10 protein-coding genes and 1 pseudogene are annotated in these 13,377 nt (G+C 65.1%); 2 read left to right on the top strand and 9 right to left on the bottom strand.

Going from position 1 to position 13,377, the window contains the following annotated elements:
• Positions 1-208 precede the first annotated feature (208 nt).
• The 7 genes and pseudogenes from IEY49_RS15075 to IEY49_RS15045 form a co-directional block, all read right to left on the bottom strand.
• Positions 209-511: pseudogene (locus IEY49_RS15075) on the bottom strand (transposase); the annotation flags it as partial.
• A 90-nt stretch (positions 512-601) separates the two neighbouring features.
• Positions 602-826: a hypothetical protein gene (locus tag IEY49_RS15070; protein WP_189010262.1), complete on the bottom strand. Its 225-nt coding sequence runs from the start codon at positions 824-826 to the stop codon at positions 602-604.
• 544 nt (positions 827-1,370) lie between these two features.
• Positions 1,371-2,279: a delta(1)-pyrroline-2-carboxylate reductase family protein gene (locus IEY49_RS15065; RefSeq protein ID WP_189010261.1), complete on the bottom strand. Its 909-nt coding sequence runs from the start codon at positions 2,277-2,279 to the stop codon at positions 1,371-1,373.
• Between the two features lie 389 nt (positions 2,280-2,668).
• Entirely contained in the window at positions 2,669-4,342 is a 1,674-nt protein-coding gene (locus IEY49_RS15060) for a cation:proton antiporter domain-containing protein (RefSeq protein WP_189010260.1), read from the bottom strand.
• 11 nt (positions 4,343-4,353) lie between these two features.
• Positions 4,354-4,677: a hypothetical protein gene (locus tag IEY49_RS15055; RefSeq protein WP_229780833.1), complete on the bottom strand. Its 324-nt coding sequence runs from the start codon at positions 4,675-4,677 to the stop codon at positions 4,354-4,356.
• A gap of 694 nt (positions 4,678-5,371) precedes the next feature.
• Entirely contained in the window at positions 5,372-8,599 is a 3,228-nt protein-coding gene (locus IEY49_RS15050) for a S41 family peptidase (protein ID WP_189010259.1), read from the bottom strand.
• A 184-nt stretch (positions 8,600-8,783) separates the two neighbouring features.
• Positions 8,784-9,638 carry an amidohydrolase family protein gene (locus tag IEY49_RS15045; RefSeq protein ID WP_189010258.1) on the bottom strand — a complete coding sequence of 285 codons (855 nt, stop codon included), beginning with the start codon at positions 9,636-9,638 and terminating at the stop codon, positions 8,784-8,786.
• A gap of 581 nt (positions 9,639-10,219) precedes the next feature.
• On the opposite strand from IEY49_RS15045, the gene IEY49_RS15040 reads away from it, so the two are divergent.
• Together IEY49_RS15040 and IEY49_RS15035 are read left to right on the top strand one after the other, a co-directional pair.
• Entirely contained in the window at positions 10,220-11,134 is a 915-nt protein-coding gene (locus IEY49_RS15040; RefSeq protein WP_189010257.1) for a threonine/serine dehydratase family protein, read from the top strand.
• A gap of 27 nt (positions 11,135-11,161) precedes the next feature.
• Positions 11,162-11,542, top strand: coding sequence for a RidA family protein (locus IEY49_RS15035; RefSeq protein WP_189010256.1), 381 nt, complete (start codon positions 11,162-11,164; stop codon positions 11,540-11,542).
• A 500-nt stretch (positions 11,543-12,042) separates the two neighbouring features.
• Here IEY49_RS15035 and IEY49_RS15030 read toward each other — a convergent pair whose 3' ends face one another.
• Together IEY49_RS15030 and IEY49_RS15025 are read right to left on the bottom strand one after the other, a co-directional pair.
• Positions 12,043-12,765 carry an ankyrin repeat domain-containing protein gene (locus IEY49_RS15030; RefSeq protein ID WP_189010255.1) on the bottom strand — a complete coding sequence of 241 codons (723 nt, stop codon included), beginning with the start codon at positions 12,763-12,765 and terminating at the stop codon, positions 12,043-12,045.
• Positions 12,766-12,814: 49 nt separating this feature from the next.
• Positions 12,815-13,324, bottom strand: coding sequence for a GlcG/HbpS family heme-binding protein (locus tag IEY49_RS15025; protein ID WP_189010254.1), 510 nt, complete (start codon positions 13,322-13,324; stop codon positions 12,815-12,817).
• Positions 13,325-13,377 lie beyond the last annotated feature (53 nt).

The raw sequence follows: 13,377 nt of genomic DNA, 5'->3' as shown, positions 1-13,377 counted from the left end.
AACGTGGAGGAGCTCAAGGCCCGGTTGATCAGCGCTTGGCAGCGTGTACGATACATCCAGCTTCCACAGCACTTGATGGACTCAAACTTATGCCGAGATCAATAGAGGTGGCTGGCGCCGCCGGATTACTCCTGAACGCCATGAACTGAACTGCTGCTCACCAGAGACACTGGGTCACGGCCGCTGGTACTAGAGGCCGGGAAAGGTGTCATCCTAAAACGGGCTTAAGTTTTGCGAGCATCAGAACGGTGGCAGCGACGAAGTGAAAGCCGAGCAGGGTGGACGAGAGGCGCTCCAGGTCCCGACCAAGGCGACGGAAACGTGATAACCAGGCCAGAGAGCGCTTGACCACCCAGTGTTTGGGCAGCAGGACAAAGCCCCGTGAAGCGTCAAGACGCTTCACGACCACCAGCTCGATATTGCTATTGCGAGCCGCTTCGAGTGTTGCCTGCCCGGTATAGCCCTGATCGGCATACACCACTTCCAGCATCCCGCCGGTGATCTCCTGCGCTTCCCTGCGTTGTCCAGGCGCTGGTCTCAAAGCCATGTTCGCGGGGATCGTCTTCGATGATCGCCTGAATCACCGCTTGTTAATCCGCACTCAGATGATGCGGACGGCCAGTGGAGCCGGAAGCGCGCAGCGCTTCCTCGCCTCGCTGGCGAATCCGCGCACGCCAGGCACGGATGTCACTTCTGCAACGCCGAATTGCTCAGCGAGGTCACGGTCCGTCCGGGTGCGATCATCCAGGAAGGGTTGACCTGCAAGCCGACGTTCTTCCTGTTGGGTGCGGGTCAGCCGGGCGGGTCGCCAGAGTGCGAAGGACATACCATATGTTACTCACTTACGCACAGATCAGTAATGGCAGGCAACCGGGTACAGTGCGGCTAAGCATAAGCAGCTGCTGTAGCACAAGAGAAGAGGGCAACCCTTGAGATTCTGCCGAAGTCTGTTTCCTTTGAAAGCCGTGATTGCTCGGTCGGCATGTATGGATGCTGATGCCGTCAAGGGGATTTCCGTTCTCCTATACCCGCAAGAAAAGTATCACTCGCAGCGTAGGCGCCAGAAGAGAGAAGGGGGGCTGTGAAAAGCAGCAGCCCCCCTTCTCTCTTCTGGCCTAGATTATTAAATAAATTGGATCCATCATTCTTCTTGCTGCCCCTGGACGCAGAGGCGAGGTCTCGACTATCGTAAAAACGTCATCCCAGGCCAAATACCAGGGAAACAGTTCCGCCTCGACTGATAGGGAGTTGTGCGCGCAGCACTTCGGTGGCTGAGGAGGTCGCCGCTCTGGAGTTGACTGGCACGCCAGCGGAATCATCCTGAGGACAACCATCCTCCCTTGACACAATCTGACGGACCTCCGAAAGCTTCACACGCTTTTGTCTTCAGATGGAGTCAGACACAGTTTGGCAGCTGCCAGGTCCCAGAACGCGTGTCCAACGCTCTTAAAAAGTCGTGGGCCTTGACGGGGCACCGCACCACCCAGCAGGTCACGAAGGGTCAGAACGGCGTCCCACTCGACCCTGGCCTGGAGCAAGTCGCCTGCCTCGTGCCGCGCACCTATCAGGTCATCCACCACGATGCCTGCCCGCTCGACCAGACTTGACGGAATCTCCTGCATGTCGGGCCTGAACGCGCCCACGGCCAGGATCAGCACGTCATCACGTATCAGGTCCGGCATGACTGGAGACACGCTGGTCGTCGCGGTCACGATAACCGCGGCCTCCCGCACCGCCTGCTCCAGGTTGGCGGCGGCCCTGATCCGGAGCCCACGTTCTTTCCCCCAGGTAACAAGGGCACGCGTGCTTTCAGGGCGAGTTGAGCTGCACCAGACTTCGCGCGGTGGGCCGGCCTCAGTCAGGGCTTCCAGATGCGCCCGGGCCTGCTGGCCAGCCCCGATCATCAGCAGTGGTCCCTCGGAAACGCCCCACGTCTGGGCGGCGAGCAGGCTCAGAGCGGCGGTACGCAGGGCCGTGATGGCTGGACCATCCATCACCGCCAGAGGCTCTCCCGACCGAGCGTCGAGGACAAGAACCTGACCCTGGACCACCGGCTGGCCAGAGCGCGCGTTCTCCAGGTGCACCGTGACGGTCTTGACGACAGCGCAGTGTTGATCGGCAACGGGCATCACCAGCAGGGCGCCGTCCGACGGCAGGGGGAGTACCTGTCGTGGGGGAGCGACCGGGAGCACATCGGAACGCAGGAGATCCGCGATGGCCTCGGCCACAGCCCCATACGTGGCCCGGTGTCTGACCTGCCGGGCATCGAGGATCAGCATGGACCCCTGACCCCATCGCTGGCGCGATGGGAGGGCGCATCCACACGATGCTTGACGTGGGCAGCGGCAAAGTCGCTGTCAGGCGAGGGTATGCGGACCATTATGAATGGGCCTTCTGCACCAGTCGTGCGCAGGTGACGGGAGGTCAGAGGGGGCAAAAGATCTCCTGGGAAAAGGGGATGTGTGGGAAGCAGATGCTGCGGACGGGGGCCCGCAGACTACCACCCGCCCCACTACTGTCCGGAACCCGCCGGCCGGTCCAGGCCACAGAAGCATCAGGCGGCTCAGAATAAATCGCTCTGCTGCAAAAACAACCTGGGGTCCTGGGAATTTCGAAAACCCGGGCTGGGTCACAAACAGGGAAGCACAAGTCAGAGGCTGGATTCGCCTTAGGGACCCGCGCCGTTATGAGTCAGCCGAAGGGCTGTCAGCACGTGGTTGCCCATGGCGAGCCCCAGTTCGTACTCCCCGTACAGGACATCACTTGCTCCCAGATCCTGCAGTGCCTGCTGCGTGTGCTCGTCGTGACTCCGGGCTGTGACGTACACCGCCGGGTTCACACGGCGCACATGCTCCACGATCAGCTGTGCCTGAATGGCATCCGGGGTCGCGATGACCACCACGCTGGCCTCACCGAGCCCAGCCTGCCGGAGCACCGACGTCCGCGCAGCGTCCCCGTAGATGGCAGGAATGTGCGACGCACGTAGTTCGTCAATGCGCCGTTCGTCCTGCTCGACCACCACGAACGGCACGTTTTTTGCCTGGAGCGTCTGGGCAATCATGCGCCCGACCCGGCCGTACCCGATCAGCACTGCATGACGCGTCAGACCGACAGGCGTGCGGCTCTCGGGCGCATCCTGAGGGGTGCGGTGCCGCTGCCATTGCTCAATCACTGGAATCAGGCGGAACAGGAACGGGTTCAGGATGATGGAGACAATCGCGCCGGCCAGGATCAGATTCTGTCCCTGCTCACTCAGCAGGTCGAGGTCGCGGCCCAGCGTCGCCAGAATAAACGAGAATTCGCCGATCTGCGCCAGTGAAATGGCGACTGTCAGGGCAGTCGTGAAGGAGGCCCGCAGGAGGCGCATAGTGATAAAGGCCACCAGTGTCTTGGCCACGATGATCAGCAGCGCAGTGGCCATCACGAGCAGCGGTGCCTGAAGAAGGATGGCCGGGTTAAACAGCATGCCTACCGACACGAAGAACAGCACCGCGAAGGCGTCCTGAAATGGCAGGGCGTCTTCCGCCACCTGATGGCTGAACTTGCTTTCGCTGGCGACGACACCGGCCAGGAACGCCCCCAGCGCAAACGATACCCCGAACAGCGCACCGGCCACATAAGCGATCCCGAGAGCGGTGCCCAGCACCGCGAGCGTGAACAGTTCCCGGGAGCCGATCCGGGCCACGCGAGCGAGCATCCACGGAATGAAGCGCCTTCCCGCCAGCATCATGACCACCACAAACAGGAACATCTTGGCCAGGGTGAGAAGCAACGAAAAGCCCAGTGTCCGCAGGTCCAGCTCTCCCTCACCGCCACCGAGCAGCGGCGCCAGGGCGGGCAGAAGCACCAGGGCCAGTACCATGACGAGGTCCTCGACGACCAGCCAGCCCACCGCGATCTTTCCGTTGGTGGTATCGAGCGTTCCTCGTTCTTCCAGCGCGCGCAGCAGCACCACGGTGCTGGCCACCGACAGCGCCAGGCCGAACACCAGACCCTCCCCCAGTGACCATCCCCACAGCTGGGAGACGCCAGCACCGAGCAGGGTGATCAGCACAATCCGGAGCATCGCGCCAGGAACGGCTATGCGGCGCACGGCGAGCAAATCGCTGATGGAGAAGTGCAGGCCGACGCCGAACATCAGGAGCATCACGCCGATCTCGGACAGCTGGGCAGCGATACTGGCGTCGGCCACGTAGCCGGGCGTAAAAGGACCGACGGCCATGCCCGCCAAGAGGTAGCCGATCAGGGGGGGCAGGCGCAGGCGGGTGGCGAGCAGGCCGCCGAAGAAAGCGAGCGTGAGGCCAATGGCAAGCGCGGAAATCAGCTCCGTGTGGTGCGGCATGCGGCCTCCAATCAGGCGTCAGAGGGAGGCGAGGTCTCGTGTGGGAATTCCTCCTTCAAAAAGGCCTGGAAGGTGGTCTGGAAGTGTTCGCCTTCGGTGGGCAGCCCGGCCGCCTGGGCGGCGTCACGGATGGCGGCAGACAGCAGTTGGGAAGCGGCGCGGGTGCGGCTGGCATGCATGAGTTCGGCAAGTTGCGCGAGCCAGTACACGTCGATGGCCTGCAGGCGCAGGGTGACTTTTCCTTCTGGCAGATCTCCTTGATGCCCGCGCGCGGCCTGTTCCTCCAGAGCGTGACGGATCAGGGTCTGAACACGCGAATTTGACTTTGTTGCCATTTTTTTCTCCAATAAAAGCTTATCACAAATGGCAATTTGCCAGCTCACGTGCACCTGGCCGTAGTCAGAAGAACATCATTCTCCGGTGGCCAGGGGCGTGACGATACCCTCTGGCTACCAAAAGGTATGGACTGAAAAGGTCCGCTGGGTACACGACCACTTGCGAAACTGGGGTCAACGCCAGAAGGATGATGCCGTTCATACGAACGCCCTTCCACGCACGACACCCTGGCCATCTGCAGACCCATAAAGTCAAGTGCTTGATATGCTGCCGTCCTGACCGGAGACTCGGAAGAACTCTCCAGCAAGGTCTGCCGGAATGCCTCTGGGCAGAACCCATTACGTGAGACCCGGGTTGGGGCTGCTCCTTATGGCCCCCTCGATGAAAGCTGCCATCTCACGGGCAGACGGGTGGCCCTACATGCAGCCGTTCAGGGAAGTGCAGCGGCGGAGCGGGGTGTTTTCCTGGGGGAGAACTTCGCTGTACACGGTGGGCCCCACCAGGTATCCGGTCAACGTTTGACAATGGCATGGGTTCGCGATGGTGGTTGCAGAACCACAGATGCCTTGATGAGTTTGACCCCCGCTGGAGCTCGACGGGAGCAAGGTAAGCCTGTGCCGTCATCAATAATAGACGGGCACATGACGTCCCGGGATACACGTCCAGCCGTGTGCACTGCCCCCAGAACGACGGTCAACCGCTCTGCGGGCGCTCCTCGGACGCCCCTTCGTCCCGCACCGCCCGTGGATCGGACCCCGGCCGGGGCACCGCCCGTGGCGGGTTCACGGCCAGGTCTGCCAGGACCTGCTCCACGGCGCGTTCCAGTTGCGGGTCACGGCCCTGCGCCGCAAACTTCGTGGAGAGCTCAACCTCTATGTCAGGCGCCACGCCCACGTTCTCGACCTCCCACTCGCCCTCAGGGCTGAAGATGGCGAGGCGGGGCGAGGTCACCACGCCGCCGTCGATCAGGGGCGGATAGTCGTAGATACCGATGAGGCCGCCCCAGGTCCGCTTCCCGACAATGGTGCCCAGCCCGCGCCTGCGGAAGAAGTGCGGCAGCGCGTCTCCGCCGGACCCGGCCAGTTCGTTGATGACCATGGCTTTCGGCCCGAAGATCGACGCGTTGGGTGAGGCGAAGGGACGTCCTTCACGCGTGGCCCAGTAGCTCAGCAGGGGTCGGTCCAGCAGATCCACGACGTAATCCGCGACAGAACCGCCGCCGTTGAAGCGCTCGTCGAGCACGACAGCCTGCCGGTCCAGCTGCGAGAAGTAGTACCGGTTGAACGCCTCGTACCCGACGCGGGCAGTGTCCGCCATGTACACATACGCCACACGCCCCCCCGACAGTTCATCGACCCGGCGGCGGTTCTCCTCGATCCAGGCGCGCAGGCGCAAGCGGCGCTCGTCGTCCACCGGACGCACGGTAACGGTCCGGGCATCGGCGTCGTCGGGCGTGGGGCTTACCCGCAGCTCGGTGACGCGGTCGGCGGTCTGCTCAAATAGGGCATGGACGCTGTCGGGGGCGTGCAGGGGCCGGCCGTTGACAGCCAGAAGATATTCACCCTCGCGGACGTTCACCCCGGGTTCGGTGAGAGGCGCGCGCAGGTCCGGGTTCCAGTTCAGGCCGCTGAGAATACGCTGGAAGCGGTACCGGCCGTCGACCACCTCATAGTCCGCGCCGAGCAGCCCGACACGCGCTGCGGGCCCACGCGACAGGTCACCGCCGTTCACGTAGGCGTGGCCCACGACCAGTTCGCCCGCCAGTTCGGCAAGCAGGAAGTTCAGGTCCTCGCGGTGGCCGACGTGTGGCAGAAACGCCCGGTGGCGCTGCGCGATGGCCGCCCAGTCAAGGCCGTGCATTCCCGGGTCGTAGAAGAAGTCGCGGTGGATCCGCACGGCTTCCTCGTAGATCTGCGCCCACTCCGCGCGGGGATCGACGCGCACCTCCAGCGCGTCGAGGTCCAGGCGGCCATCCTCGGGTTTGGGCGATTTGGTCACGCTGACGACGGCGTAGGTGGCCGGCTGCCCGCTGGCGTAGATCAGCTTCTTCCCGTCCGCACTGACGCGGTAGTCGCTGACCTTCCTGGTGAATTCGCATGTGGCGCGAGCTTCGGTGTCCCAGGCCTGCAGGGTGTGGGTCTCGGCCGTCTGTTCCGGGGTGACCTGGGCGGTCCGGTCGCGTTCCAGGTAAAACACCCGGCCCTCGGCCGTCTCCAGTCGGGAATACTCCCCCGGCGCGACCGGCAACGCCACGATGCGCTGCCCAAGGCCATCGAGGTCAATCCGGACGGGTTCAGGCGAGTCGGCGTCGCCAGCGGTGGCCTCAGGCGGCCGGGCGGCCGGTTCCTCGTCGCTCTGCGGTGCCAGCGGGGAGGGGTCGTCGCGCCGCAGCACGGCGACGTACAGGCTGCGGGTGACGGGCCGATCGTACGATGACATGTCGAGCCAGCCGGTGTTCAGGCCATAATTCACGCTCGCCGCGAAGTACAGCAGTCGCCCATCACGGCTGAACCGGGCGCTGATCGCGTCGCTCATGCCGTCGCTGAGCTGGTGCGACCTCCCACCCGCGACGTCATGAACGAACACCGCACGCAGGTGATTCGGAAGCCGCCGGGTGTAGGTGAGCCACTGTCCGTCCGGAGACCAGGCTGGGTCCAGGCTGCGCACCGGGTGGTCGTAGGTGTCGGTGTCGACCCGCACGACCCCACCCGTCTCCAGCACCAGGTAAGCGAGGTTCAGCGCCTTGTCGGTAAACGCGATGCGCGTTCCGTCAGGCGACCAGACCGGGCTGTAGTAGAACGACGGCGTCTCACCCAGCGTGTAACTGCGGCGCACGGCACCCCTCTGGTCGGCAACGACCAGACGGTACTCACCGCTCGCGTCCGAGAGGTACGCGACCGCCTGCCCGTCCGGCGACCAGACCGGGTCACGTTCACAGACGCCGGGTGTACCTGTGAGGTTACGATGATCGCCCTTGCCCGCCGGCATGGTCAGGACCTCGCCCCGGGCGGCGAACACAGCACGCGCACCGGTGGGCGAAAGGTTGAATGCCGTGACGTGCTCAGCGGCCTTCACATAACGCGCACGGGTGTTGGGAAGGTCGGCGGTAATCGAGATGGTCAGCGTTTCCGGGGCCTCACCGGGGGTAAGGAGATGCACCCTCCCACCCTGCTCATAGGCGAGGCGGCCCGCACCCGACGTGAGCGAGCGCACGTCGAAGTCGTCGTGGAAGGTCACCTGCTCGGCGCTTGCCAGGCCGGGAACGTGCCGCCACACATTCATGACGCCCCGGCGGTCCGAGAGAAAGTACAGGCTGTCTCCCAGCCAGCAGGGAAAGGTGTCGGAGGCGTTCTCGTGGGGAACGTCCTGTTCGTCAAGGCTGCCCAGGTCAAGCAGGCGGACCGGCACCGTCATGCCGCCCCGGTACCTCTTCCAGGACCAGAAGGGCTCGGGGTACGGCGTGTAGGCCAACTGGCGTCCGTCGGGTGAGTAGGCGCCGCGCTCGGCCATCGGCATGGGCAGCGCGGTGGGATGTCCGCCTTCCAGGGGCAGGGTGTACAGCCGGCGGACGCGCGCGGCGATGGTCTCGCGTGCGGAGGCGAACAGCACCTGACCGTCGGGAGTCCAGCCGCGCATGAAGTCGTCCCCCGGGTGGAAGGTCAGACGCCGGGGCGTGCCGCCCTTCACCGGCACGACGTATACGCTGGCAGGTCCGTCATCGTGGCCGCTGAAGGCCAGAAAGCGGCCGTCCGGCGAGAAGTACGGCGAGTGTTTGTGCCCGGGCGAGGCGGTCAGGCGCCGCACGTTCCCGCCGTCGTGGCTCGACAGCCACAGGTCCCCGGCGTAGACGAAGGCAAGGTGGTCGGCACTCAGGGCCGGCTGGCGAAGCAGCAGCGTCTCGGTCAGGGGCATGGACGTCATGGGGAACTCCTCAGTGGTTGGGATGTGCATCGGCTTGCCGCGAGCTTACCGCGCCGTACGGCAGGGGCCAAATCGTGCGCTTCCCCACGGCTTCCGGGTTGCTTTTCCGGTGCAGGGGCATTCATGACCCGGCCGGCAGCCTTCTCCCACGCTGCCCAGGCGTGCCCAGACCACGCCGGCTCCATTACGCGCCCGACGTGCCTGCAGGGGCAGGCCACTGCAGGACGGTGCGCAGGCTCCGGCCCAGGATCCAGCCTTTCTCCTCGGATGACAGCTCGGGCGTGTCGCGAATGTAGTACAGGGACTCGGCCCAGGAATGGTGGTCCCGGCTTTGCGTGTGGTCACTTCCCCACATCACCCGCTGGGGCCCGAAGGCTTCCACGACACGGAGCAGCATGGCCAGCACGTCCGGGTAGGGGTAGGCGCCCCCCGACAGGCGCGGCGCGTGACTCCACTTGAGCGCGACGTTGGGAAACTGCGCAAGCGCGAGAACGTCATCGAACCCCGACAGGCGGTCGTCGTGCAGGCGTCCCGGCGCGAGCGTCACGCCGCAGTGGTCGACGATGACCGGGACATCCGGAAAGGCATGGAGGTAGGGGTGCAGCAGCCGTGTGCGCCCCGGAAGCAGCACGAAGACCGGCACCCGGTGCCGCTGGGCAGCGGCGAACAGCGGTGCGTCGGCGCCCTCAGCAAACTGCTCGAAGCCCTCGGGCGTCCAGGGCACCACGCGCAGGGCCTTGCGCTGCGGAACGGTCCGGATGCTGCCGACCAGCGCATCGAGGTCGGGGTCCCGGCGGTCAAATCGCACGAGGTACGCAAACCGCTCGGGATAGCGGAGCGCCGCTTCTTCCGCAAGGGGAAACACCTGCCGGAAGGCCCCTCCAGGCAGTTCATATCCCGGCAGAATGCGGCTTTTGGCATCAAAGGCCCAGTACTCGTCATAAAGCAGGGCGCTAACCCCGACCGCGTCCATGGCAGCCACGCCCGCGTCGAGGGTCCCAAGAAGATTGAAATGCACCTGCGCGTCGACGATGTCCATGCTGTGCGCTCAGTGTAGGCGCCTGCCCGGCGTGGCAGGTGTTCCGCGCCGACCCGAGTCCTGGTCACCCCACAGGGTGTCTTTCAATATCCCGGCTTTCCTCTTGGCGGAACCTACTGGAAGTGCACCTGCACGGATGCACGATCCAGGCGCAGCCGGGCCCCGCGCAAGTTGACCTGGGTACTCTCTCCAGGTGGCAAGGCTGGCGTGCTGAGCGCCAGCGCGGTCGGTGACAGTCACTCTGACTACTGCCGGGGATGACCGGGTGGTCGGGGCCAGTTGTGACGCACCGGGGCGGATGGGTCATGCCTGAGAGTGCAGGTGGGAGGACAGCGCGTATTGAGCGTTCTCCCTTTGGGCGCCGGATTTAATCGCGTTTGTGAACTGATCGGCACCCACTTGTCCGCGGTCATCGGGCCGAAGCCAGTCAGGCTGCCCCGTGCGTGAGCATCCGGCACGCTGGCCCAACATCACTGCCCTTTGAATCCCCTTGAACCCCGTCAGCGTTTCAGGGGGTTCAAGGGGCGAAATATCTGGATAAACAGACTGCCGTGACGCCACGATGCGCCTACACTGTCGGGGTGATCACGCTTAAGGACGTCTGTGGAGCTGCCGGGAGGCTCGCGCCGCACATCCACCGCACACCGGTCCTGTCGTCGGGATCGCTTGACCGTCTGCTGGGCCGCGAACTGCTTTTCAAGAGCGAGCACCTCCAGAAGACCGGCAGCTTCAAGGTGCGCGGGGCGCTGAACGCGGCGCTGCAGCTTGGCGGCCCGCGTGGACTGGTGACCCTGTCGAGCGGGAACCACGCGCAGGGCGTGGCCTTCGCCTCGCGCGTGCTGGGCGTCCCCTGCGTCGTCGTGATGTATGAGGACGCCAGCGAGACGAAGAAGGCGGCGGTGCGTTCCTACGGCGCGACGGTCATGGATAAGGGCGTCACCCGCCTCAACGGCGAGGAATTCGTGCGTGCTATCGCCGCCGATCGCGGCTTTCACTACATCCACGCCTACGACGACCCGCAGGTCATGGCGGGACAGGGCACGCAGGCCCTGGAATTCACCGAGCAATCAGAGGCACCGGATGCGGTCCTCGTCGCTGTGGGTGGTGGCGGCATGATCAGCGGCATCGCGACCGTCATCAAGGCGGTGTGGCCGGATACGCGCGTGATTGGCGTCGAGCCCGAGGCAGGTGACGACACGCGCCGAAGCCTCCTAGCGGGTGAACGGATCCGGCTGGAGGCGCCGCCCCGCACGGTTGCGGACGGCGTGCAGACCATGATGCCGGGTGCCCTGACGTTCCCCGTGGTGCAGAAGCATGTGGACGAGGTGCTCGCCGTGCGGGAGGAGAGCATCCTGGAGGCGCAGCGCCTGATGATGCGGCACCTCAAGCAGGTCGTGGAGCCCACGGCAGGTCTGCCCCTCGCGCCGCTGCTGGAGGGCGCTGATCTGCCGCCCCGCCTGGGGATGTTCGTGTGTGGCGGCAACTGGCTGCCCTGATGGACGGGGCGTGGTAGAACCTCCCCCATGTCACGTCAGAGCTTCACGCCCGAGCATGCCCCGGCAGCGGCCGGGCCCTACTCTCACGCTGTCCGCATCGGTCCGTTTGTTCACACGGCGGGTCAGGTGGGGGTGGACCCACAGACCCGAGCCCCTCGTGAGGGCGTGGAGGCGCAGACCCGACAGGCGCTGGAGAACGTGCGTGCCGCCCTCGCGGCAGCCGGAGCCGGCATGGGTGACGTGCTGCGTGTGGGCGTCTACCTGACCCGAGCCGAGGACTTCGCAGCGATGAACGCCGTGTACCGTGAGTTCTTCGATGCACCCTACCCGGCCCGCAGCACCGTGTATGTGGGCCTCAATCCGGGCCTGCTGGTAGAGGTCGACGCGCTGGCGGTCCTCGAATCCTGACGCTGCGGTGGGGAGCAGGGCGCGGTGACACCTCCATGAGCTCATGGCTGGCAAAGCCGACAATGTGCCGCACCGGAGTCCGGAGGTCATGCGGGCCTGAATAGGCGAACGCCTCGAGTTCCTCGTTCGCCTATTCGAGCCTGCGAGGCTCTTCGGCCAGGTGGGCAACATGCCAGCAGGCGTACAGGTTCCCCTCCCCGTGCACCGCCCGGGTGAGCAGCAGGGCCTCGACCGGGGGCGGATCCGTCAAGGTTTCTGGGACAAGGATGTCTGCTTAGGCTTGCTCGTTGGAAGTCCTGCCAGCACCTGAGACCACCATCATCATAAAACAGGCGGTCCAGGCGGTCACTCCCGCGCCGATCTATCGGTCACCCCTGGCCCATCAGCGGTGTACAGCGTGTTCAGATCCGGACAGTCATCTCCAGGTAGATCACGAGCAGGTCGGGATGGCAGGTGAGCACCCAGGCCGGGTGAAGCGGCGCAGGTCACCGCAGAATGGCTTACCGGCGATTCGTTCTTGTCGTGGAAGACGTGTCGAGCAGGGTAATGATCGAGGTGAAACCACGCTTGCGGGCGTGTTGCAACGCGGTGACTCCCTCCCGATCGGCAATGCGCCGATCTGCCCCGTGGACAAGCAGTTCCCGCACGATCTCGGTATGGACTTTCCCCCCGTCGCCCAGTATCACAGCCTCCAGGAGTGCCGTCCAACCCAGGTGATTGACGTGATTCACGTTGATCCGGGTGGTCCGGAGGATCTCGCGGACATACTCCAGATGGCCCCGGTCCGCCGCGGGAATCAGGGCCGTGCCGCCATACCGGTTGGTGCGGGTCAGGTCAGGTCGGGCGGTCAGGACCACGCGTAGCATGTCGACGTCCCCGGTTTCTCCAGTGACCAGCAGAGCATTGTTGTGTTCGTCGTCCTGAGCGTCCGGGTCGGCTCCAGCAGCCACCAGGACCCGGGCGACGTCCACCTGCCCGGCGAGGGCTGCGACCGTCAACGCAGAGCGGCTGTTGCCGTCCCGTGCGTCCGGGCTGGCGCCTGACCTGAGAAGCTGCGCAATTCGAGCCGCGGGGCCGGTACTCGCGACCCGCAGGACCGTGGCATCAAGCTGCGCCTGCGTGCGCCTTACGGCTGCTCCGGAAGCGTCACCGCGAGCTTGTCCCTGGGGCGAACCAGCCATCAGCAGCCCCATCAATCCCAGAGCGAAAAAGGTTCTGTACATACGTGTTCCTGAGTGGGCGCGCCGCAGCACCAAGTACTTCACGATCCGGTTACTGCCCCAGGACCGTACGGATCGCGTCGGTGGCGCATTTCTCGTCGACCAGCCCACTCGGTGCGCCGCCCACGCCCACGGCCCCGACCACCGCGTTGTTCACGCGGACCGGCACACCACCAGCCAGGATCAGAAAGCCGGGGATGTCGGCCAGGGTCGGGTTGGCGGCCAGCCCCGCTGCCATGGCGCTGGTCAGGTTGCGGGCACTGGCGCTGGTGTAGGCTTTGCGCAGGCTGGCGTCGACAGTGTGCGGGCCGGCGTTCTCGGCGCGGGCCACACTGAGGGTGACGCCCATACGGTCGACCACGGTGGCCGTGACGTTGTAGCCCTGCGCGGCACAGTTGCCCACCGCCAGCATGGCGATGCGGTTGGCCGCCGCGAGGCTCAGGGTCGCGTGCTGCACCGTGGTCGTGGGGGCCAGCTGAATCGGAGCGGGCGCGGGGGCTGGGGTGGTCTGTGCAGCCGCAACAGAGGCGAGCAGGCCGGCGGTCAGAAACATCTTTTTCATGGCTCTATGGTGCGCTGCCGGGCCCTCAGTTGCCATCCGGGTGATTCACGAGA

Origin of the sequence: Deinococcus malanensis, from assembly GCF_014647655.1 — a bacterium.
Taxonomy (GTDB): Bacteria; Deinococcota; Deinococci; order Deinococcales; family Deinococcaceae; genus Deinococcus; species Deinococcus malanensis.
This window is presented reverse-complemented; position numbering and strand designations above follow the sequence as displayed.